The following is a 22,228-nucleotide window of genomic DNA, read 5'->3' as shown; positions in this document are numbered from 1 at the left end:
ACGTCCCCCTAGCTGCCGCTGACAAAGCTGTTCAACACACAGCCCAGCACCGTGGCACCGGCCATGCGCAGATCATCACGCGCAGCTTCCAGATCATTCACCTTGCTGCGCCCGGGCTCGGCCAGCAGCACCACGCCCTTGGCGCGCGCGGCCACCAGTTGGCCATCAGCCTTGCCCTTCAGGGCTGGGGCGTTGACGATAACGATGTCAAAATCAGCTTCTGCCTGCTGCAGCAGCTCGCCCAGTGCGGCACCGGACAGCAGCTCCTGCTTGTTAGGCACATCGGTGCCCCCTGGAATCAAAAACAAATTGGGCAGGGGTGGAATCGCCAGCATGCAGCCATCATCGGCACGGCCGGCCAGGATATCGCTCAAGCCCAGGCGATTGGGCTGACGGAACAGACCATGCTGGACCGGCGCATGCAGGGCTGCATCCACCAGCAAGGTGCGCAAACCCAATTGGGAAAACACGATAGCCAGATTGGCAGCCAGCCAGCCCACCGCAACCTCGTTGTCATAGCCGGCAACAGCGATAATCTTGTTGCCGCCACTTACCCAGCGCAGGATCAGTTGGCTGCGCAGGCTGCGTAAAGCCTCCACCTGGGCCGATTCATTGTGGTAGGCCGCAATCAGGCCGGGATCCAGCGCGGGATCGCCCAGCGCCAGGCAGGGGTAGTCAAACTGGTGCGATAGCACTTCCTGGATATCGCGCTCGCTCAGAAAGCCCAGCCGCACGGCTGCCTCGCCAAAACGCAAGCCCAGCTCCTGCTGCGCCAGCAATACTTTTTCCGCCTGGCTGGCGGTCAGCTTGCCTTGCTGCAACAGCAACTGGCCGATATTGGAATGTCTGGCTGCAAGCACTTCTTGCGTCCGTACCGGCATGGAAAGAGTCTGCGTATTCATGCGTTGGCCACCTTATTGTTGTTGCGCCAGAAAGCCCACGAGCGTTTTTTCCGGGCGGGTGCCGGCCCTATCGTGGCCAACACCGGCATGCCCAGCAGCGATTCCACATCGCGGGCGCAGCGGACACGACGGTCCAGGATTTCAGCCAGCAAGGCCGTACACAGGGCAATCACGCCACCCAGCACGAAAGCTGCCAGTACATTCAGCAAGATACGGGGACGAGACGGCTTGGCCGGCTCGGTTGCCTCTTTCACCACGCCCACGTTTTCCGTCATGGAACGGCTTTGCAGCGATGTGGTGGTAAAGCGGTCCTGTGCAGCGTCATAAGCCTTCTGCAGACCTTCAACCTTGCGCTGCAGCACATTGGCCAGGCTACGCTGCTGTTTCAGCTCCAGGATTTTCTTTTTCTGTTCGTCCAGCGCCATGCGCAATGTCTTGGCCCGGTTTTCGGCATTGGAGGCCGAGCCGCTCAGGCCACTGGCGTATTCGCTGGTCAGGGCCTGCAACTGGCGGCGATCACTCTCCACCTGGGCCTGGGCTTCCTTGTAATGCGGATGCTCAGGACCAACCTTGGTGGCCAGCTCGCGGAACTTGCCCTCATCCACAGTCAACTGGTTCTTGATCTGCTGAATCAGGGGATTGTTCAGCACATCCGGTGCCTTTTCGGCACCGCGCGTACGTGACTGGGCATCCATCGCCGCCGACTGCACCTGTACCAGTTGCGTAGAAATATCATTCAGGCGCTGCATTTCCACATCCAGCTTCTCGTCAGCAGCAACAATACCCTTCTCGTTCAGATAGCTGGCCAGCTCCTGTTGCGCCTGTTCCAGATTGCCCTGCAAAACCTTGAGTTGCTGCTGGAAAAACACATTATTCTGCTGCGCGGCACTGGTACGCATGCTGGCCAGGGTGTGGACATAGCCCTGGGCAATGGCATTGGCAACCGCAGCAGAAAAATGCGGCTCAGGCGAGGTAAAGCTGATGCTGACGGTGCTGCCTTCCTTGCTCGGCTTGATATCCACTTTCTTGGCCAGCCGGTCGGCCAGCCAGATACGCAGGCTGCCCTTACCGTCGGCATCATCCTGGAAGGCCTTGATGGCCTCATCCGACTTGGCCAGACCCAGCGTATCCACGACATATAGCAGGGAGTTCTGGCTGGCCAGAATATCCATCTGGCTTTCCATATAGCCAGGCACCAGGTAGGCCTGCACCGGCTGTCCGGTAACCGGATCATTCGCCTTGGTATCCAGTGCCAATACTGTTTCGGCAGTAAACTGCTCGGGCAGCACCAGGCTGACACCAAGCACGGTCAACACCAGTCCTGCGTGCACAGCCACGATCAATTTCTTGCGGGCACGCAGAATGCCCAGATATTGCGACAGATTCATATTGGCCAGCATGTCAGAACCAGCTTTCTTCTACGTAAACAACGTCGTTGACCGACAAGGCATCAGACAGGGAAACCGACTTCATTTCCTTGCTGCTGCCATCTGCCAGCTTGCGGGTGATCTTGATGGAGCTATGGGATGCCTTGCTGCTAAAACCACCGGCAACCGAGATGGCCTGCATCACCGTCATGCCGGGCTCCAAGCGGAAATTGCCAGGGCGCTGCACTTCACCCAGCACAAACACCTGCGAACGCGGAATGAACAACACATCACCGGCCTTGAGCCAGATATTGCGCTTGTCCGGATCGCTCTCACCAGCCAGCTGCGCTACCGAGTACGTAACCTGGGTGTTGTCACGGGTCAGCAGCACGGTATCGCCAGCGGATGGTGTCACCCCGGTAGCAATCGCCAGGGCATCCAGCAAGGAAGTCTGGCTGTCCAGCGGATAGCGTCCCGGTTTATTGACCTCGCCCAGGATGGTGAAACGGTGACTGACATATTGCGTCACCAGAATGGAAACGCTGGGCTTGACGATATAGCCGGCAGAACGCAACACGCTTGCCAGCGCATTTTCTGCAGCGGCAACCGACAAGCCGTTCAGGGAAATCAGCCCGATCAGCGGGAAATTGACCTCCCCGTCCTTGGTCAGCTGGGTTTCAACAGACAAATCGGCATGATCCCAGACCGTAATCTTGACCACATCCCCAGCACCCAGCTTGTAATCACTGCCCGGCGCAGCAAACACCGCTGCACTGAATACCGCCAGTAAAACAATCAGAAAATGACGCAGCATGCCTAGAAACCCTTCAAACCGGAATTGACCGTATCGGTAGACAGACCATTGGCTGCCGCAGCGGGCGCACTTGCTGCCGCATTGTTAGCAAATCGCTTCAGATAAGTGACTTTGGCTGCTTTTTTCAGCTCGGCCAGCTTGCTGTTTGCAGACTCCTGCTCTGCCGTCTGCTTCAGATAAGCCACAATCCTCTCCTTGCTGTCAGCCAGACTCACCGGACTGCCCTCAGCCCTTACCAACTGCACCAGCATTACATTGCCCGCTTCAGGGCGCACCAGTATGTCGCCAGCCTTCAGCTTGAACAGCTGCAGCAGGAGATCCATCGGCAGCTGGTCGGCAGCCACGCGGCTGGTTTTTTCCTGGAATGCCTGATGCATCGACTCCAGTGCCTGTTTGGTCTGAGCAGCAGAATGAGACTGTTCGATTGCTGCCTTTACCTCACCGGGCAGCTGGGCCACGGGCAGATTGAACATGGTGAATTCATACGTGGCATGTTGGGAAAACAGCGCCGGATTGCTTTCGTAAAACTTCTGCACCTCAGCCGCACCGGGCTCACCTGCCTTGGCCTGCAACTTGCTCAAGGCCGCCGCCGCAAGAATCTGCCGCTTGGCCTGCTCCACGGCTTGCATCACATCAGGGTCGCGATCCAGCTTCAGCTCGGCAGCCTTCTGCTGCAGGATTTCCTGATTGACCAGATAATCCAGCGCATTTTGCTTAGCCAGTGCCTGATCAGCGGTGTTACCGGCTCCGCGCAGCACGCCATTAAGCTGCATCACGGTAATTTCACCGTCATTCACCTTGGCCAGCACCTGACTAGGGGCCGCCTTTTCATCCTTTTGACCGCAGCCTGCCAACAGCACGGCCACACTGGCCACGCCGGCAAACAAGCGGCAGGCCCGCGGCATTGACAAGGTATTTGGATATTTTTTAATAAGCATTTTTGTCCCGCCAAACCGTGACAACGGTCATGAAGATAATTTTCAGATCAAGCCACAATGACCAATTACGCAAATAATCCAGATCATACGAAACTCGGCTTTCCATTTTGTCGACCGTATCGGTCTCACCACGATAGCCATTGACCTGAGCCCAGCCGGTAATACCCGGTTTTACCTTGTGGCGCACCATATAGCCGCGAATGATCTTGCGGTACATTTCGTTATGGGCATTGGCATGGGGGCGCGGGCCGACAATACTCATCCGCCCCTGCAAAACATTAATGAACTGCGGCAATTCATCCAGCGATGATTTGCGCAAAAAACCACCAATCGGCGTAAGACGCTTATCTCCCTGCCGTGCCTGCACTACCGCATCACCATTTTCCATCACCGTCATCGAACGGAATTTGTAAACCAGAATACTTTCTCCATCTTCGCCATAGCGATTCTGTTTGAACAAAACCGGGCCAGGAGAGGTTAACTTGATCAGGGCGGCAATCACCAGCAGAATTGGCCAGATGATGGACAAAATCAGTAGTGACAACACAATATCCGAAATACGCTTCACAATACCGTTACTGCCAACAAACGGTGTTTCGCAGATGGAAATGACAGGCAAGCCATTAACATGATCAATCCGCGCCTGAATCAGATCAAACACCAGCAAGTCAGGCAGAAAATAAACCGATGCAGTGCAATCTTGCAGCTCTTCCAGCAAGCTCATGATACGTGGCTGCGATGTCATGGGCAGGGAGATATAAACCTGCTGCACACCATTATCCTTGATATAGCTCGTCAGATCGGCCAAGCGCCCTTTCAGGTTAGGCAATTCATCTTCTGGAAGACGATCCGGAGTACGATCATCAAAAAATCCGAGAAACTCCATCTTGATTTGCGGATTTTTACGAATCTTGTTCGCCAGTAACTGGCCAGATTTATTAGCGCCAACAATTACCGCCTTGCGGAAGCTCTGCTGGGTATCAATCCGACCGATCAGGCCGATTGCCAACAGGCAATGCACCAGTAACAAGGCAATCGGCACAATCACCAACCAGCTGTATATGAATTTTTCGGGAAACAGTTCAAGTAAACCGGTGGCCATGCCAAAACCCAATATCACGACCACGGCAATCAGCCAGTTGATGAGCATGCCATCAATGCCGCGCATTTTCTTCCCGCTGCCAGGCAGCAATAGAGACAGACCATCCAGCGCCAGGGCCGATATCAGGAAAGACACCAATGCAAGCTCGATGAACGGGCCATGGCGACTGATATCAAAATAAAAACTGAGACCATACAGCACAAGAACAACAACAAATGGATCGATGAATGCCTTGCAGAAGCTCAGCCATGGCGAGGCATAACCCTGCGCTCCAAGCGGATCTCGCAACAGATAAAAACGGCTGATCCCTGTGGCAATACCGCTGCCAAGCTCTGCCTTCCCACCTGATTGATACTGTTTATTTAGCATTCCTGCCATCCATGACACTTTAATGATTCTGAAAACTAGAACGAGTACTTCACGTTCGCGCCGATTTGATTGACGTCATAACTGTCATCGGTAAAACCGGAAGTCCGATGTACATATTGGCCATATGCTTCAAACTGCCACATGCGCCATGGCATCCATTGCAATCCTGCTCGGTAAGACCTAGTATTTACCACCACATCAGAGGATGAATAATTCATTTTTGTCTGGCGTACTTCACCACTAAGCACCAGCTTGTCCGACAGATGGGATTTCCCTGTCAGATACCAGGTTTTATTCACCACATCTGCCGTTGATAACCCCGGCTCGGCTGGCGTGCTTTGATATCCGAAGCTCAGCGTGCTCTTTTGATCTACCATCCAGATCAGGCTGATATCCTGCAAAACGTGATTACGATCTGGCTGTATACCCTGCCGGAAGCGGACCGCACTATTTCCCAGCATGGCATTGAGTTGCAATTTGGCCGTAACTGGCCATTCCAGTTGCAACTTTGTGTTTGTCTGACGATATTCATAAGCAGCGTTATTCACCTGCATCGACGGATAAACAACATCGCTCTCTTCTACTCCCATACCCAGGCGACTGCCTTTGGGTGTGGCGTACCAGGCAGTCAGCGATAAAGCATCCTGATCGAAATCCAGCGTGTTCTGCACCTGATGACGCATGGCGGTATGCTCGACACCCGTTTCAAACCGCCAGGCAGTGACCGGCGTCCATGCCAGCTCTGCGCCGCCGATACGGGTACGCACTACATCCCGGCCGATCTGGTTGCTGACATTCAGGGACGGCTGCTCCTGCTTGTCCATATAACGTAATGCACCGGACAACTGGCTGAGCAACTGCCAGTTGAACGCGCCGTTTGTATTCCAGCTTTTGTAATTGAGTGCCGAGTAATCGACGTAACTGTTCTGGTTGTAGCTGCCACCAAACTGAAATTGCTGACGGCCCAGATCCTTCTGGTACTGCCCACCGACTGTGGTAACGGTGTAGATGTCCGACAGACTGCTGGCGTGATAGCTGGATGGCACTCTATCCAGCCCGGAAACGCGAAAGACATTGCTGTCATAGACAGTGCCAAGCTGCGCATAGACAAAGTTGTCATCCCCCTGAACATAAGCCGCAGATACCTTGGCGGGTACACCTGCACACAACAGGCCTAAGGTGGCAGCAGACAGGGGCTTGATTGCATTGGACAGCTTCATCGACTCACTTTTTGACAGGTTTGAAACACAACGCGGCCCATGTCCTGGGGCCCGCAGGGTAGAAATGAAAGAGCGCCCACTGACTGCCATGACACCAGCAGCAGGGAGCGCCCCGTTCATCTCGGTCAAACAGCCAGACTGAAGCTGTTTGCTGCCTTTTTCTGCTTGCGACGCAGCAGCAAGGCTGCCAGGCCCAGACCCATCAACGCATAGGTTTCCGGCTCCGGAACCGGGGCCACCGAAACCTGGTACTGATAGCTACCGCTATAGCTGGTATTGGCAAACACCAAGCCGCTAAGCGACAACTTGTAGTTACCTGCCTTGCCGGCAACATTGTCAAAGCTGGTCGCCCAAGTACCTACGCCCTGAGACTTGGTAAAGCTCGTGCTATCCGTCCACAGCGACGTCCAACCCGTAGCCGTTTGATAGAACAACGTTGCAGTCAGGCTCTTCAGTGCGCTGGTGGTGCCGGAAGACTTCAGCACAACCTGTGCGGCGCTGATCAGACTGTCGCCATCAAGCTTGAAGTTGAAGTTTTGCGTAAAGCCGGATTGACCCGTGGCCACCTTAATGCTTACCGGGCTTTGGGGTGCATACACCACATCCGCATGCGCTGCCGAAGCAGCAAATGCCATGACGACAGAAGCAGCAACCAAGGCCAGTTTCGTCTTGCTCATCTATAAAGCTCCCTTACGGAAAAAAACCAGATCATCGGGCAGGACCAAATCAGTAAAACTCGCCAATACAGTCTTCTCGTACATGCCCACTCAAGCGCCGGATTCACCGACACCGGCACAATACCAGCCACTTGCGCGAGCAACTATAAGTGTATTTACCTAAGTTGTCATGATTGTATTTAAACAATTACTTACAAATAATGTGCAAAAAAAGCCGCTTTTGCGACCACGCAATCACGGAATGACATTCAAATGAAATGAACAAGTAAGTTGGTTTAAAGTTACCAACCAAGAAACAATAATTTCTTTTAAATTGACACTAAACAATTGTCGCCGAGCAGCGACATACAGATTGCCACTTGTAAATTTTTGTTTATTTATGACAAATACTTTATGAAAAATCAGATTTCAATTATGAAGATTCTGAATTTTATAAATATTTACACAGGTATGTTTTCAATAAATTAAACCAAACACTTACCAATTGAACAACTAACAACGATAACTTGACCAGCACTTATCTCAACAAATAATGCCATAAGAATTAAATGTTCATTTAACGTGTAAGTAATCTTATTTAATGGTCAAAATTGAAAATAATCAGCATTTATTCCGAAATTCTTTCGGATGGATGTAGCAAAAAGCAACGGCGCAACCACATTGTGTTGCGCCGCAGCACATAAAACCTGTCACGCCACCCTCAACCGAGCAGCTTGCCATCCCCAAACCAGTCACCCAGCATCTGCCGGATCGCCGCGGCATTAAAGCGCGGCATCCGCCCATCTGCCCATTCCGCGCGATCCAGATGAAAGTTGTAGCGCTCAAATTCTGCCGCCTGACTCATGGCATTGCTGCGGGTATACAGTGTCACCCACGGATCCCCTTCGCGCCAGGCTATGGCCACAGGCACCCCATCCACCTCACCTGACCAAAGCTGGTCGGTCTCGCAGAAATGCACATCATCCAGCAGCACCATATTCACAATGGCGGACAGGCCACCACGTTCGGCATAGACCCGGCGCAGGTGGCGACACAGCCTTTCCTTGCTGCCCAGTGCTGCACGCGATCCGCGCAGCAGAAAGTAATTGCAAGTGCAGGTCAGGACAGCCAGGTCAACACGATAGCATTTGCCAGGGGTGATGCTGCTATGGATGACGACAGCGGGAAAGTCCAGCGGTGGAAAGGTTAGCCTGTCACGAATGTACGGCCAGGGACGGCGCGCCCACGACTCATCGCGCCGCCTTGCCAACACGGGCAAAACCGGTGGCTCAACAGCCTGAATTTCGGCATCCGATACCGGACCGGTATCCCACGCCCGGAATGCACCGCCAAACAAGCCAGCCACACCCGCAACAGCGAGTCCGGTCAATATCAACAACAGTGCACTCAGCCACATACGCCCCCCGTGTCATTTCATCTTCCGACCATACGTTTGCCAATTCCCGGCTTTTGTTTTCATTCAGCATGATCTTTGTAAGCAAACCCGCAGATATTCACTTGTTGTAGTGCATTCACAGACTGTTTTCGACCCAATCACAGCTGCATTTGCCCTGCACGTAAAAAAACCGGCCACAGCCGGTTTTTTCATGACAACAAAGACAGCGCTCAGGTCTTAACGTGACTTGACGAAAGGCACGCCAATCGCCTTCGGTGCCACTGCTCTGCCAACAAAGCCAGCCAGTAACAGCACGGTCAGCACATAGGGAATCACCTGGATGGCCTGCGAGGGAATCTGGCCGATCAAGGGCAGATCCACCCCTTCCAGCCGGATTTGCAGCGCATCGGCAAAGGCAAACAGCAGGCAGCCCACCACGGCGGGCAACGGACGCCATTTGCCGAAAATCAGCGCCGCCAGCGCCAGAAAGCCCTTGCCCGCCGTCATTTCCTTGATAAAGGAACCAGTCTGATACACCGACAGGAAAGTACCGGCCATGCCGCACAGCACACCACCCCAGAACAGCGCGATGTAACGCACCCGCGCTACAGACACGCCTGCGGTATCGGCCGCATGCGGGTTTTCGCCCACCGCGCGCAGGCGCAGGCCAAAGCGGCTGCGGTACACCACCCAGCTGACCAGAGGAATGATCAGGATGGTGAGGTAGACCAGAATGCTGTGGCCGGACAACAGCTTGCCATACAGCTGACCAATAACCGGCACATTGCCCAGCGCATCGGCAAACGGCAGTGCAATGTCGTGAAAGCGCGAGTCGTCATCCAGTTGCGGCGTATTGCCGCCTTGCTGGAACCAGGCCAAGCCCAGCACCGGCGTAATGCCGGAAGCAATCGTGTTGATGGCCATGCCGGAAATCAGCTGGTTACCGTTATAGGTAACCGAGACAAAGGCATGCACCATGGCCATGCTGACTGCCGCCATCACCCCGGCCAACAGGCCCAGCCAGGGCGAATGGGTGACAAAGGCCGCCGCGCCAGAAGCAAACGCCGCCACCAGCATCTTGCCTTCCAGGCCGATGTCCACCACGCCGGAACGCTCGGAGAACATGCCGGCCAAGGCCGCCAGCACCAGTGGGGTAGCCACGCGGATGGTTGAATCAAGCAGACTGAGCCATTGCTCCATCACTTATCCTCCTTGCGTTTGAACAGCCCGGTGATGAAGGGCTCGAACAGGTTTTCCAGTGCACCGCAGAACAGGATGATCAAACCCTGGATGAAGATGATCATCTCGCGGGTAATCACCGGCTTTTCAAACGACAGCTCCAGCCCGCCCTGGGTCAGCCCGCCAAACAGCAAGGCGGACAGGATGATGCCCACCGGATGGTTGCGCCCCATCAGCGCCACGGCAATGCCGACAAAGCCCACGCCATTGGTGAAGGACACATTCATGCGATGGGTGGAACCCAGCAGTTCGTTGATGGCGGCAAAGCCGGACAGCGCACCGGAGATGCACATGGCCAGCATGATGGTTTTGCTGACATTGATCCCGGCGTAGCGCGCCGCGCTTTCGTTGACGCCGACGGTACGCAGCTGGAAGCCCCAACGGCTATGCCACACCAGCAGGTAGAACAGCACGCAGGCCAGCAAGGCCATGATGAAGGTGAGATTGAGCGGAGTATTGGGCAGCTGGATGCCAACGCCGGCAGCCAGCTGATGCAGGGCCGGAATCCAGGCATTGTGGCCGAACTCCCGCGTGGTGGGATTTTGCGAACCGGCTTCAATCAGGTGATGGCCAATCAGGTGCAACATCAGCGAATAGGCGATGAAGTTGAACATGATGGTAGTCACCACGATGTGGCTGCCACGCTTGGCCTGCAACCAGCCCGGAATAAAGGCCCAGGCGGCACCAAAGCCCATGGCCGCCAGAATGCACAAGGGCACCAGCACCAGCGGTGGCAGGGTGTGATCAAACGCCAGCACGACCAGGGTCACCCCCAGCCCGGCCAGATAGGCCTGCCCTTCCCCGCCGATATTGAACAAGCCGGCATGAAAAGCCGTCGCCACGGCCAGACCGGTAAAAATGAAGCCGGTGGTGTAGAACAGCGTGTAGCCGATGCCCTCACCACTGCCAAATGCACCGCTGACCAGCAGTTGCAGGCATTCCCACGGGTCTTCGCCAATCATCCAGGTGACCAGGCCGGTCACCAGCAAGGCGGCCAGCAGATTGAGTACCGGCAGCACGCTCAATTGCGCCCAGCGCGGCAAGGTGGACGGTTGTCCGAATTTCACTGTTTATGCCCCCCCATCAACAAGCCCAGCGATACGGTGTCGGCTTCCTTGGCCGCCACTTCGCCACTGATCTGCCCGCCCGCCATCACCAGGATGCGGTCGGACAAGGCCAGAATCTCTTCCAATTCCACCGACACCAGCAAGATGGCCTTGCCGGCATCACGCAATTCCACCAGCCGGCGGTGGATGAACTCGATGGCACCGATATCCACCCCGCGGGTGGGCTGGCCGATCAGCAGCAAGTCCGGATTGGCGTGGATTTCGCGTGCCAGCACCACTTTTTGTTGATTGCCGCCAGACAGCAGGCCCACGCGCAGCTGGGCATTGTCCGGGCGAATATCAAACTGGCGGATGAAGTCGCGGGTACGCGCCAGCAGCGCCTGGCGGGAAAACAGGCCGCGGCGACTGACGGTTTTATCGTTGTGGTAGCCCAGGATGGCGTTTTCGAACATGGGGAAGGATTTCACCAGCCCCTCGCGCGAACGGTCTTCCGGCACATGGGCAATGCCCCTGTTGCGATACAGCGCCGCACGCGGCTGGCTGGATTTTTCCTGCAGCAAATCCTGGCCGTGGTAGCGGATTTCACCGCTGGTGGGCTCCACCATGCCGGCCAGCACTTCCAGTAGCTCGGACTGGCCATTGCCGGACACCCCGGCAATGCCGACGATTTCACCGGCACGCACCTGAAAATCCAGCCCGTCCAGCAGCTTGACGCCGCGTGCATCGGTCAGGCTCAGGCCACGCACCTCCAGCACCGCTGCGCCGGGCGTGCGCTCGGCCTTGTCCACCTTCAGCGATACCTTGCGCCCCACCATCAGGTCGGCCAGCTTTTCCTTGTCGACGTCAGCGGTGCGCACATTGCCCACTACGGTGCCGGCACGCATCACGCTCACCGCATCGGTAATGTCCATCACCTCGCGCAGCTTGTGGGTGATCAGGATGACCGTCTTGCCCTGCTCGCGCAGCGCACGCAGGATGCAGAACAGATGGTCGGCCTCCTGCGGGGTCAGCACCGCGGTGGGCTCGTCCAGAATCAGCACATCGGCACCGCGATACAGCGCCTTGAGGATTTCCACCCGCTGCTGCAGGCCCACGCCCAGCTCGCCCACCAGGGCGTCCGGGTCCACTTCCAGCGAATAATCGCGATTGAGCTGCAGCAAATGCGCCCGCGCCTGCTCCATGCCCTGCTTGAGCAGCAAGCCACCTTCGGCACCCAGCACAATGTTTTCCAGCACGGTAAAGGTATCCACCAGCATGAAGTGCTGATGCACCATGCCAATACCCAGGCGGATGGCCTCCTGGCTGTTGCGGATGCGCGCTTCGCGGCCATGCACCCGGATACTGCCTTCGTCGGCCTGGTAATAGCCGTACAGAATGCTCATCAGCGTGGATTTGCCCGCGCCGTTTTCCCCGATGATGCCGTGTATGGAGCCCTTGGCGATGTGCATGGACACATCGCGATTGGCCTGCACCGCGCCAAAGCGCTTGCAGATGCCGGCCAGTTCGATGGCGAAATCAGTCATGCCTGTATTTCCCCGCATGCAATAAATCCCGGTGCACCCTGCAAGAACCAAACAGGCACGAGAGCCGAAGCCATCGTGCCTGCAGTTCTCCCAGGCCGCAGCCGGGAAAAGATAATCTAGAAACTTATTTCACCGGACAGCTATTGTTGCTGCGATAGTCCACCACGCTGAGCTTGCCGCTGATGATGTCCTTCTTGGCCGCGCCAATCTTCTTTTCCATATCGGCGGAAATCAGCTTGCGGTTGTTGGCATCCAGCGCCCAGTCCACGCCGCCTTCCTTCAGGCCCATCACCTTCACTTCCGGCTTCCAGCTGCCATCCTTGGCGGATTTGAAGGTGTCGTACACGGCATTGTCCACGCGCTTCACCATGGAAGTCAGCACAAAGCCCGGGTACAGGTGGTTCTGGTTGCTGTCCACACCGATGGACAGCTTGTTTGCGGTCTTGGCGGCTTGCAGCACGCCCAGGCCAGTGCCGCCGGCAGCGGCAAACACCACGTCCACGCCACGGTCAAACTGGCTCTTGGCCAGTTCGGTGCCACGTGCCGGGTCGTTGAAGGCCTGCGGGGTGGTGCCGGTCATGTTCTGGATGACTTCGGTTTTCTTGTTGGCATACTTGGCACCTTGCACATAGCCACAGCCAAAGGCGCGAATCAGCGGCACATCCATGCCACCGATATAACCCACCTTGCCGGACTTGGAAGCCAGCGCAGCGGCCATGCCCACCAGGAAGGAGCCTTCCTGTTCCTTGAACACGATACTCTGTACGTTCGGCCCCTTGGCCACGGAGTCAATGATGGTGAATTTCACCTTGGGGAATTCCTTGGCCACAGTTTCCACCGCCTGGGTGAAGGAGAAGCCCACGGAGACGATCAGGTCGGCATCCTTGCGCGCCAGGTTGCGCAGCAGTTGTTCTTTCTGCGCTTCGGAGGCGATAGTGCCTTCGCGGTAGCTGATCTTGAATTCCTTCTTGAAACGCTCGGCGCCATTGAATGCCGCCTCGTTGAAGCTCTTGTCGAACTTGCCGGCCTGGTCGTAGATCACTGCCGGGCTGAAATCCTTGGCGAAGCTTGTGCCAGCCAGTACGGACAGGGCAACGGCAAGGCTTGCGCGTTTCAATTGAATGGTCATATCAGGAACTCTTGGTTTTGTTGGTCAACATGCAGATGGACAGCAGTCTGCATCATGCAGTCTCGGAAAGCCCCAGCTTCCGCATTGGCTATTTTTTTGCACAACTCACCCGGCAGCAGCTAAATCGATATCAGCCAACAGCACGGCATTTCAACTTGATGGGCGCGGCGAATTGTAATGAGGGGGAAATTGACTGTAAACATTTTCCTCTCTACTTTGAAATACCCTGTCGCAAAGCTGGCATTCAGCAAACAGGAAAGCAGCATCACACTGCTGCGCGCGCCACAAAATACATGCCAGCCAAGCATGACAGAACAGAAAATATGACGTTTTGCTGACGGCGCTGCAAGATTTCACTGCAAACATCGTACGGAACCGGTGACTTTTCCCGCCACACCCCACCCCCGCTGTATCAATTCGGCCACGTATGCCCCATCGGCATACCCAAGCCGGGCGCAAAGCCCTACAATCGCCGCCTTCGCTTCATCAACACTGCCATGCTACCCATCCTTTACCGCGACCCGCAGCTGATCGCCATTCACAAGCCGTCCAACTTGCTGGTCCACCGCTCCGAGCTGGACCGCCATGAAACCCGTTTTGCCATCCAGTTGCTGCGCGACCAGATCGGCCAGCGCGTCTATCCGGTACACCGCCTGGACAAGGGTACCTCCGGCGTCTTGCTGTTTGCGCTGGACAAGGACAGCGCGCGGGAAATGAGCTGGCAGTTTGAACGGCAAGAAGTCAGCAAGCGCTATCTGGCAGTGGTGCGCGGCCATCCGGCGGAATCCGGCCATATCGATCATGCCTTGAGCCGCCGCGTGGACGACCTGGCCTGGCTGGGTGAAAAGGTGCAGCCAGGCCCGCAGGAAGCGCAAACCGACTACCGCCGCCTGGCCACGGTGGAAGTGCCCATCGCCGTGGACCGCTACCCCAGCAGCCGCTATGCACTGCTGGAGTTGTCGCCGCTCACCGGCCGCCGCCACCAGTTGCGCCGCCACATGAAGCACATCGCCCACCCCATCATCGGCGACGCCACCCACGGCAAGGGCGTGCACAACCGCATGTTTGCCGAGCACTTTGGCAGCCAACGCATGTTGCTGGCTTGCATGGAAATGCAGATCACCCATCCGCTGACCGGTGCAGCCATCCAGCTGACCTGCCCGTTGGCGGAAGACTTTGCCAGCGTGGTGCGCTCGCTGGGCTGGGAAAGCGCCCTGCCCGCCAACTGGCTGCCCGCCGTCTGAAGCGCGGTCAAATCCGCTACAATGCCGCCATTGTCTTAGAAAGCTGATGCATGCTGAGTTATCGCCACGCCTTTCACGCCGGCAACCACGCCGACGTGCTCAAGCACCTGATTGAAATTGCCGTACTGGATTATCTGGGCCAGAAAGACAAACCCTACTGGTATATCGACACCCACGCCGGTGCCGGTGGCTATGCGCTGCAAGAAGGTTATGCCGCCAAGAATGCCGAATACCTGAGCGGCATTGCCCGCCTGTGGGACCGTACCGACCTGCCACCCGCCGTGGCGGCCTATGTGGATGTGGTGCGTGAGATGAATCCGGATGGCGAATTGCGCTACTACCCCGGTTCGCCCTGGTGCGCCGCCGCGGTGATGCCGCAAAGCGACAAGCTGCGCCTGTTCGAACTGCACCCGACTGACTTTCAGCTGCTGGAACAGAACTTTGGCGGCCACCCGCGCCGCACCCAGCTGCAGCAGGCCAATGGCTTTGAGGGCATCAAGGCCATCCTGCCGCCGCCTCCGCGTCGCGGCCTGGTGCTGATCGACCCGCCGTATGAGGACAAGCGCGACTACCAGCACGTGGTTACCGCGCTGAAAGAAGGCCTGAAGCGCTTTGCCACCGGCATCTATGCCGTGTGGTACCCCTGCCTGCAACGCGCCGAAATGAAAGAACTGCCCAAGGAGCTGAAAAAGTTGCCGGCCAAGAGCTGGCTGCGCGCCGAGCTGCACGTGCAGGCACCGTCGGCAGACGGCTTTGGCATGTACGGCAGTGGCATGTTCCTGCTCAATCCGCCATGGACCTTACCCGCCATGCTGAAGGAAGTACTGCCCTACCTGGTGGAACAACTGGGTCAGGATGCCAAGGCCAGCTTCATCCTGGAAACCGGCGGCGACTTGTAAGCACTCAAACCGCTCGCCACGCAATGCCACCCTGCGGGGTGGCATTTTTTTTGCATCAACATGCAGACGCAAAAAAGCCGACCACCAGGTCGGCTTTTGTCTGACAAACCGGCAGCTTATTTCAACAGCTTGCTGATGTCCTTGGCTTCCCAATGCGGGAAGTGCTTGCGCACCAGCTGGTTGAATTCCAGCTCGAAAGCACGCAAACGGGCCAGCTCGTCGCTCACCGGGTCGGCAGTGGATTCGGCAGCCGCCGTCACCATGCCCGCAGCGGCAGTGGCATTGGACAGGCGGTCGATGATGATGAAGCTGCCAGTACCACGGCACTGGGCATAGGCATCAAACACCACCGGCGCGTTAAGCTCCACGCGGCACAGGGCGATTTCGTTCAGTGCCAGTTGCGGCGCATCGAACTGCTGCAGCGAGTTGACATCGATACGGTGCTCGATGGCGGCCACACGGCCTGTAACCACCTTGCCCGCCAGCTTGAAACCATATTCCTTGCCCACGGTCAGCGGGGCTTCGGCCATCCACACCACGTGGGCGTCAAAGGCCTGCGCCACGCTCGGCAGCTGCTCACCGGCGCGTACAATCATGTCGCCACGTGAAATGTCGATTTCATCTTCCAATGTCAGGGTAATGGCCTGACCAACAAACGCCGACGGCTGATTGCCTTCGAAAGTGACCACTTCCTTCACCTTGCTGCGCTTGCCAGACGGCAGGGCCACAATCGCGTCGCCCGGCTTCACTTCACCCGCCACCACGGTGCCGCAGAAACCACGGAAGTCCAGATTGGGGCGGTTGACGTACTGCACCGGCAGACGGAAGGCTTCCAGCGCCACGTCGTGGCTCACCTGCACGCTTTCCAGCAACTCCATCAGGGTGGCACCCTGATACCAGCCCATGTTTTCGCTGCGGGTCACCACATTGTCGCCACGCAGGGCGGAAATCGGCACAAAGCGGATATCCGGAATGGTCAGGTGTTCGGAGAAAGCCAGGTACTCTTCACGGATGCGGTCGTACACTTCCTGGCTGTGCTCCACCAGGTCCATCTTGTTGATGGCCACAATCACGTGCTTGATGCCCAGCAGGCTGACGATGTAGCTGTGACGACGGGTCTGGGTCTGCACACCACGGCGCGCGTCGATCAGGATCACGGCCAGATTGCAGGTGGACGCACCGGTAGCCATATTGCGGGTGTACTGCTCGTGACCTGGGCAGTCGGCAATGATGAACTTGCGCTTTTCGGTACTGAAGTAGCGGTAGGCCACGTCAATGGTGATGCCCTGCTCGCGCTCGGCCTGCAGGCCGTCCACCAGCAGCGCCAGGTCGATTTCCTGGTCGGTGGTGTTGTACTTTTTCGAGTCGCGCTCGATGGCAGCCAGCTGGTCTTCAAAAATCAGCTTGGAGTCGTGCAGCAGACGGCCAATCAGGGTGGATTTGCCGTCGTCGACATTGCCACAGGTGATAAAGCGCAGCATGTCCTTGTTTTCATGCTGCTTCAGGTATTCCAGGATATCGCTGGCAATCAGCTCGGACTGGTGAGACATGATCGTTCTTTCCGCTATATTCCGTCGCCAGGGCGCCGGACATCTATTCTTCAGAAGGGTGACAGGATGAAGCCGGGCTTAGAAATAGCCTTCCATCTTCTTCTTCTCCATCGAGCCCGCCTGGTCGTGGTCAATCAAGCGGCCCTGACGCTCACTGGTGGTGGTGAGCAGCATTTCCTGGATCACCTCCGGCAGTGTGGCGGCAGTGGATTCCACCGCACCGGTCAGCGGATAACAGCCCAGGGTACGGAAACGCACCTGCTTCTTGGTGATGCTGGCTTTCTGCTCCGGCGTCAGGTATTGCAGAATGCGGTCGTCATCAATCATCACCAGCGTGCCATTAAGGTTGACCACTTCGCGTTCGGCGGCGAAGTACAGCGGCACGATGTCGATGTTTTCCAGATAGATGTACTGCCAGATATCCAGCTCGGTCCAGTTGGACAGTGGGAACACGCGAATGCTCTCACCCTTGTCGATCTTGCTGTTGTAGATGTTCCAGAGTTCCGGACGCTGGTTCTTCGGGTCCCAGCGGTGGTTCTTGTCGCGGAAGGAGTACACGCGCTCCTTGGCGCGGGATTTCTCTTCGTCACGGCGCGCGCCACCAAAAGCCGCATCAAAACCATATTTGTTCAGCGCCTGCTTCAGGCCTTCGGTCTTCATCACGTCGGTGTGCTTGGCACTGCCCACGGTGAAGGGATTGACGTTGGCCTTAACGCCCTCTTCATTCACATGCACGATCAGGTCCCAGCCTTCGGCGGCCTGCTTGTCGCGCAAGGCGTACATGTCCTTGAACTTCCAGGTGGTGTCTACATGCATCAGCGGGAACGGTGGCTTGCCCGGCGCAAAGGCCTTGCGTGCCAGATGCAGCATCACGGCAGAGTCTTTGCCGATACTGTACAACATGACCGGATTTTCAAATTCCGCGGCCACTTCGCGAATGATGTGAATCGACTCGGCTTCCAGCTGCTTGAGATGAGTCAGCTTTTGTTGACTGATGTTCATGATTCCCGCCTGTTCCTGGGCTGCCTGCGCTCCAAAATGAGCACAGCATGATGGTTTGCTAGTCGCTCAATTTACCGGAAGGACTGCATTTTTCCAAAACCAGTTGGATATATCAATATGCACTATCCAAGTGAAAATTCAGTCCAAAGAGCAATAACGCAATCGCGAATCAGCCATGTCACACCACGAAATAAGCCATATAGTGACAGGCAGGGAGAGAACATCATGAACCGCGACAACGATAATGCGGAATACCAGCCAATACGTCATATCCATTGCAGCGATGGCAGCCAGCTGTTACTGGCCAGCACAAGCGGGCAGCAATACCTGCTGATGCCCATGCCCGAAGAGGCCAGCCGCGTCGCGCCGCACCACGGCCTGCTTGCCTCACCATCCGGCGACACCATACTGAACAGCCAGCAATACGCCTGCTACCCCACTGGCGACAGCAAAATGCTGGCCGAGACGCTGCAGGCCAAACCGGATGCGCGGGAAGCTGCGGGCATGGCCTGCGACATCATGGAAGCCTTGTTACACCTGCAATTACAGCAGCTGGCACTACCCAACCTGGATGCAGAACACACCCTGGTCAACCCGCACGGGCAAATCAGCCTGCTGGGGCAGCATGCCGCCATTGCCGACGATAGCGAACAGCAGCGCCACAACGTGCAGCAGGCTGGCCAGTTGCTATACCAACTATTGGGCGGACGTCCCTACAGCAGCCTTGCCCTGCAGAAGCTGCGCCCGGATCTGGACACTGAATTACTGCAACTATGCCAGACCTTGCTGGACTGCCCCGGCCCGGCCATTGCCATTACCCGTACCAGTCTTGCCCAGCTGCAAGACTGGCTGGTACGCCAGCAGCGTTTCATCCGCACCGAAGGAAACCAGCAGGCAGCACTGGAGCAGTTACTGCAACGCATGCGACACAGCCCGGACTTTCCGGCACTGTCTCAAGCCATCAGCGCCATCAACCACATCGGTAATGCCGACAGTGAACGCTTGCAGGTACTGGCAGAAATCATCCTCAAGGATTTCTCGCTCACCAACAAGCTGCTCAAAGTGGTGAATGCCGCCAACTTCAGTCAGTTTGGCGGCTCGGTCAGCACGGTGTCGCGCGCCATCGTGATTCTGGGTTTCGACACCATCCGCAACCTGGCATTGACGCTGCTGCTGTTCGAGCACATGCACAACCGCAGCCATGCCCAGGAAGTGCGGGACGTTGCCACCAAAGCGCTGTTTTGCGGATTGCTTGCCCGCAGCCTTGCGCGCCGCAGCCGTATGCAGGAAGCTGAAGAAGCGCTGATTTGCGGCATGTTTCAGCAACTGGGGGAACTGCTGTGCGTCTACTATTTCCGTAATGAATATCGCCTGATCCACAAGAAAATCAGCGCCGGCAGCAGCGCCGCCCAAGCAGTTCAACACACCCTCGGGCTTTCCTATGCCACCCTCGGCGCCAGCACTGCCGACATGTGGAGCTTCCCGGAACGTATCGTCAGCAGCCTGGAACCCTACCCGCTAGGCCCGGTGCGCCAACCACAACACAGCGCAGCCCGCCTGCGCATGCTGGGCAATCTGGCCAACGAACTGACCCACTTGCTGACAGGGCCATCCGGCATACGGGCCGGCCAGGTACAGCCCTTATTGGTACGCTATGAACGCGCCTGTGCACTGGAGGCCAACACCCTGCATGAGGTCATTACAGAGACACAAGCCGAATTTGCCAACTATTTGCAGGAATGGAGCGGAGAAGCCACACCGCAAGGCAATGCTCAGCATCTCAAGACCGCTGCGCTTGGCCCGCACCCGGATAGCCAACACCCCGCTCCAGCAGCAGAGCTGGAGGCAAGCTATGTCCATACCACGCCAGCAACGACATCCCTGCTTTCCAGCGGCATCCAGGACATCACCACCACCTTGCTGGGCAATTACCAGCTCAACGACCTGTTGCGCATGATTCTGGAAATCATGTACCGTGCCGTCGGTTTTGATCATGTCCTGCTGTGTACCAGAGACCCGCGACAGAACACCCTGCATGCGCGCTTCGGCTTTGGCGAGGACACTGCTGCGCTGCTGCCGCAATTCAAGATCGACCTGCAGCAGCAGGACAATGCCTTCTGCATTGCCATGGAGCGAAATGTCGACATTTTTATCGAAGACGCCAGTGCACCGGCCATCAGCAGCCATATTCCACGCTGGTATCGGCAACTGGATCTTGCCCAAACGTTTATCATCTTTCCGCTGGTACTGGAAAAGAGGAAAATAGGCTTCCTGTATGGCGACAAAAAGCAAGCCCACAGCTTGCCTTTACGCCCGGACGAACTCAATCTGCTCAAGACGCTGCGTAACCAGGCCTTGCTGGCCATCCGCCAGAAGCAGAACTGATCCCGACATATCCAGAGAAGCCGCTTGCCATCACCGACCTCGCACCCGACATCGCTGACCCGCAGAAAGCTGCTGCAACACGGACTCGCTGCCGCCGGTGCCGGGTTGCTGCAAGCCTGCGGCACAGCACCACATCAACTTGCCGTCACCAAATCAGCACCTGCCACCATGTCACTGCAAAACAACGAAATTGCGCTGCTCGCCTGCTCCGGAACACTGCCCAACGCCTTGCAACGCCAACACGGCGTAGAGCGATTGCAACAAGCAGGATTCAATATCAGCAACCGTAACGCAATCGATCGTCAGTACCAACGCTTTGCCGGTAGCGATCAGGAAAGGCTGCAGGACCTCAATCAGCTGACGCAGCGTCAGGACATGCCGCGCATGCTGCTGGCAGGGCGTGGCGGCTATGGCGCATGCCGCCTGCTAGCAGACATTGACTATGCTCGGCTATGCCCCATGCTCAAGGAAGCCGGCACCCAAATCATGGGCTATAGCGACTTCACCGCGATTCAGCTTGCCATGCTAGCTAAAGGCGGCATTGGCAGCTTTGCCGGCCCCATGCTGTACAGCGACTTTGGCGGACGCAAACTCAGCCCGATGGCCATGCAACACTTCATTCAGGCAAGTACAACAAGCAACTGGTCCGTCTTCACGCCTACGCCACAGGCTCACACAGCAGCGGGCGAAGGCATTTTCTGGGGCGGCAATCTCAGCGTACTGTCCAGCCTGGTTGGCAGCCCTTTCCTACCCGACATCCAGGGCGGATTACTGTTTCTGGAGGACGTGGCCGAGCAGCCCTATCGCCTGGAACGCATGCTGCAGCAGCTTTATCTGGCCGGCATTCTACAGCGGCAAAAAGCCATTTTCCTGGGCGACTTTGCCATGGGACGCATCGTGGATGCCTATGACGCCGGCTACACACTGGACAGTGTCATTGCCCAGCTACGCAGCCAGCTGCGCATCCCCGTCCTTACCGGCATTCCCTTCGGCCACATTCATGACAAAACTACCCTGCCGCTAGGCTATCCGACCCGCTTCAGCAGCGATGAAAACGGACTGACCCTCTCCTTCAGCGACTACCCGGTTCAGCCGGCGACAGGCCTGACACTGGAACGGCTGCTGCCTGAGCACTGAGTCGTAGATACGACAAAGCCACCGCATGCGGTGGCTTTGTATTTGCTGCGCCCCATCCACGCCCCCGTCACCGCTGCAGCCGAGCAAGGACTGGCCTTATGGTCAGGCAAGTTAAATGGTGGCGCAGAATGCACAAAGCCCAGCTCGATTGAGCTGGGCTTCTGTATGGGGAGTCTGGCGGTGTCCTACTTTCACATGGCGAATGCCACACTATCATCGGCGCTAAGGCGTTTCACGGTCCTGTTCGGGATGGGAAGGCGTGGGACCACCTCGCTATGGCCACCAGACA

The 22,228-nt window shown here is 56.9% G+C and carries 18 protein-coding genes, 1 rRNA gene and 1 pseudogene; 5 read left to right on the top strand and 15 right to left on the bottom strand.

The window, feature by feature from the left end; all coding sequences use genetic code 11:
• Positions 1–8 precede the first annotated feature (8 nt).
• The 12 genes and pseudogenes from QVF59_RS06820 to QVF59_RS06765 form a co-directional block, all read right to left on the bottom strand.
• Entirely contained in the window at positions 9–902 is an 894-nt protein-coding gene (locus tag QVF59_RS06820; RefSeq protein WP_240902630.1) for a cyclic di-GMP-binding domain-containing protein, MshE-related, read from the bottom strand.
• A complete protein-coding gene (gene epsF / locus QVF59_RS06815) occupies positions 899–2,302 on the bottom strand; it encodes a chain length determinant protein EpsF (protein WP_159876262.1) in 1,404 nt (467 codons plus the stop codon). Before epsF ends, QVF59_RS06820 begins: the two co-directional genes overlap by 4 nt.
• Before the next feature lies 1 nt (position 2,303).
• The gene (locus tag QVF59_RS06810) at positions 2,304–3,083 is read right to left on the bottom strand and encodes an SLBB domain-containing protein (RefSeq protein ID WP_159876260.1); all 780 of its coding nucleotides are present in this window, start codon (positions 3,081–3,083) and stop codon (positions 2,304–2,306) included.
• Positions 3,084–3,085: 2 nt separating this feature from the next.
• Positions 3,086–4,021, bottom strand: coding sequence for an EpsD family peptidyl-prolyl cis-trans isomerase (locus tag QVF59_RS06805; RefSeq protein ID WP_287878269.1), 936 nt, complete (start codon positions 4,019–4,021; stop codon positions 3,086–3,088).
• Positions 4,011–5,492 carry an undecaprenyl-phosphate glucose phosphotransferase gene (locus QVF59_RS06800; protein WP_287878268.1) on the bottom strand — a complete coding sequence of 494 codons (1,482 nt, stop codon included), beginning with the start codon at positions 5,490–5,492 and terminating at the stop codon, positions 4,011–4,013. The genes QVF59_RS06805 and QVF59_RS06800 overlap by 11 nt, the downstream gene beginning before the upstream one ends.
• A gap of 35 nt (positions 5,493–5,527) precedes the next feature.
• Entirely contained in the window at positions 5,528–6,712 is a 1,185-nt protein-coding gene (locus QVF59_RS06795; RefSeq protein ID WP_287878265.1) for an outer membrane beta-barrel protein, read from the bottom strand.
• A gap of 125 nt (positions 6,713–6,837) precedes the next feature.
• A pseudogene (locus tag QVF59_RS06790) lies at positions 6,838–7,356 on the bottom strand (FxDxF family PEP-CTERM protein); the annotation flags it as partial.
• Between the two features lie 733 nt (positions 7,357–8,089).
• Positions 8,090–8,785, bottom strand: coding sequence for a hypothetical protein (locus QVF59_RS06785; RefSeq protein WP_159876250.1), 696 nt, complete (start codon positions 8,783–8,785; stop codon positions 8,090–8,092).
• 216 nt (positions 8,786–9,001) lie between these two features.
• Positions 9,002–9,964, bottom strand: a complete 963-nt coding sequence (locus QVF59_RS06780; protein ID WP_287878260.1) for an ABC transporter permease — start codon at positions 9,962–9,964, stop codon at positions 9,002–9,004.
• Complete coding sequence (locus QVF59_RS06775) at positions 9,964–11,070, bottom strand: ABC transporter permease (RefSeq protein ID WP_287878258.1); 1,107 nt, start codon at positions 11,068–11,070, stop codon at positions 9,964–9,966. The genes QVF59_RS06780 and QVF59_RS06775 overlap by 1 nt, the downstream gene beginning before the upstream one ends.
• Entirely contained in the window at positions 11,067–12,593 is a 1,527-nt protein-coding gene (locus QVF59_RS06770; protein WP_287878255.1) for an ABC transporter ATP-binding protein, read from the bottom strand. Before QVF59_RS06770 ends, QVF59_RS06775 begins: the two co-directional genes overlap by 4 nt.
• A gap of 124 nt (positions 12,594–12,717) precedes the next feature.
• The gene (locus QVF59_RS06765; RefSeq protein ID WP_287878252.1) at positions 12,718–13,722 is read right to left on the bottom strand and encodes a BMP family lipoprotein; all 1,005 of its coding nucleotides are present in this window, start codon (positions 13,720–13,722) and stop codon (positions 12,718–12,720) included.
• 17 nt (positions 13,723–13,739) lie between these two features.
• On the opposite strand from QVF59_RS06765, the gene QVF59_RS06760 reads away from it, so the two are divergent.
• The 3 genes from QVF59_RS06760 to QVF59_RS06750 all read left to right on the top strand — a co-directional run bounded on the left by QVF59_RS06760 (position 13,740) and on the right by QVF59_RS06750 (position 15,865).
• Positions 13,740–14,060 (top strand): hypothetical protein, encoded by a 321-nt coding sequence (locus QVF59_RS06760; protein ID WP_287878249.1) that lies wholly within the window; start codon positions 13,740–13,742, stop codon positions 14,058–14,060.
• A 159-nt stretch (positions 14,061–14,219) separates the two neighbouring features.
• The gene (locus QVF59_RS06755) at positions 14,220–14,966 is read left to right on the top strand and encodes a tRNA pseudouridine(65) synthase TruC (protein ID WP_287878248.1); all 747 of its coding nucleotides are present in this window, start codon (positions 14,220–14,222) and stop codon (positions 14,964–14,966) included.
• A gap of 50 nt (positions 14,967–15,016) precedes the next feature.
• Positions 15,017–15,865 (top strand): 23S rRNA (adenine(2030)-N(6))-methyltransferase RlmJ, encoded by an 849-nt coding sequence (locus QVF59_RS06750; protein ID WP_159876240.1) that lies wholly within the window; start codon positions 15,017–15,019, stop codon positions 15,863–15,865.
• Positions 15,866–15,981: 116 nt separating this feature from the next.
• Here QVF59_RS06750 and cysN read toward each other — a convergent pair whose 3' ends face one another.
• Complete coding sequence (gene cysN / locus QVF59_RS06745) at positions 15,982–17,415, bottom strand: sulfate adenylyltransferase subunit CysN (RefSeq protein ID WP_159876238.1); 1,434 nt, start codon at positions 17,413–17,415, stop codon at positions 15,982–15,984.
• Between the two features lie 78 nt (positions 17,416–17,493).
• On the bottom strand, positions 17,494–18,417 hold the full coding sequence (gene cysD / locus QVF59_RS06740; protein WP_089084156.1) for a sulfate adenylyltransferase subunit CysD: 924 nt from the start codon (positions 18,415–18,417) through the stop codon (positions 17,494–17,496).
• A 225-nt stretch (positions 18,418–18,642) separates the two neighbouring features.
• Between cysD and QVF59_RS06735 the strand changes: the two genes are divergently transcribed.
• Positions 18,643–20,802 carry an HDOD domain-containing protein gene (locus QVF59_RS06735; RefSeq protein WP_287878243.1) on the top strand — a complete coding sequence of 720 codons (2,160 nt, stop codon included), beginning with the start codon at positions 18,643–18,645 and terminating at the stop codon, positions 20,800–20,802.
• A gap of 24 nt (positions 20,803–20,826) precedes the next feature.
• Complete coding sequence (locus QVF59_RS06730) at positions 20,827–21,939, top strand: LD-carboxypeptidase (RefSeq protein WP_287878240.1); 1,113 nt, start codon at positions 20,827–20,829, stop codon at positions 21,937–21,939.
• A 172-nt stretch (positions 21,940–22,111) separates the two neighbouring features.
• On the opposite strand, the gene rrf is transcribed toward QVF59_RS06730, so the two are convergent.
• Positions 22,112–22,226: ribosomal RNA gene (gene rrf / locus QVF59_RS06725) — 5S ribosomal RNA — on the bottom strand.
• Positions 22,227–22,228 lie beyond the last annotated feature (2 nt).

Source organism: Aquitalea sp. (assembly GCF_030150775.1).
GTDB classification, from domain to species: Bacteria; Pseudomonadota; Gammaproteobacteria; order Burkholderiales; family Chromobacteriaceae; genus Aquitalea; species Aquitalea denitrificans.
Note: the sequence above shows the minus strand (reverse complement) of the source record. Positions and strands in the feature narration are given on the sequence as shown.

Bases quoted from the DNA above. Each gene is read 5' to 3' on its own strand.
- QVF59_RS06820 (WP_240902630.1), bottom strand. From the start codon at position 902: ATGAATACGCAGACTCTTTCCATGCCGGTACGGACGCAAGAAGTGCTT.
- epsF (WP_159876262.1), bottom strand. From the start codon at position 2,302: ATGCTGGCCAATATGAATCTGTCGCAATATCTGGGCATTCTGCGTGCC.
- QVF59_RS06810 (WP_159876260.1), bottom strand. From the start codon at position 3,083: ATGCTGCGTCATTTTCTGATTGTTTTACTGGCGGTATTCAGTGCAGCG.
- QVF59_RS06805 (WP_287878269.1), bottom strand. From the start codon at position 4,021: ATGCTTATTAAAAAATATCCAAATACCTTGTCAATGCCGCGGGCCTGC.
- QVF59_RS06800 (WP_287878268.1), bottom strand. From the start codon at position 5,492: ATGCTAAATAAACAGTATCAATCAGGTGGGAAGGCAGAGCTTGGCAGC.
- QVF59_RS06795 (WP_287878265.1), bottom strand. From the start codon at position 6,712: ATGAAGCTGTCCAATGCAATCAAGCCCCTGTCTGCTGCCACCTTAGGC.
- QVF59_RS06785 (WP_159876250.1), bottom strand. From the start codon at position 8,785: ATGTGGCTGAGTGCACTGTTGTTGATATTGACCGGACTCGCTGTTGCG.
- QVF59_RS06780 (WP_287878260.1), bottom strand. From the start codon at position 9,964: ATGGAGCAATGGCTCAGTCTGCTTGATTCAACCATCCGCGTGGCTACC.
- QVF59_RS06770 (WP_287878255.1), bottom strand. From the start codon at position 12,593: ATGACTGATTTCGCCATCGAACTGGCCGGCATCTGCAAGCGCTTTGGC.
- QVF59_RS06765 (WP_287878252.1), bottom strand. From the start codon at position 13,722: ATGACCATTCAATTGAAACGCGCAAGCCTTGCCGTTGCCCTGTCCGTA.
- QVF59_RS06755 (WP_287878248.1), top strand. From the start codon at position 14,220: ATGCTACCCATCCTTTACCGCGACCCGCAGCTGATCGCCATTCACAAG.
- QVF59_RS06750 (WP_159876240.1), top strand. From the start codon at position 15,017: ATGCTGAGTTATCGCCACGCCTTTCACGCCGGCAACCACGCCGACGTG.
- cysN (WP_159876238.1), bottom strand. From the start codon at position 17,415: ATGTCTCACCAGTCCGAGCTGATTGCCAGCGATATCCTGGAATACCTG.
- cysD (WP_089084156.1), bottom strand. From the start codon at position 18,417: ATGAACATCAGTCAACAAAAGCTGACTCATCTCAAGCAGCTGGAAGCC.
- QVF59_RS06735 (WP_287878243.1), top strand. From the start codon at position 18,643: ATGAACCGCGACAACGATAATGCGGAATACCAGCCAATACGTCATATC.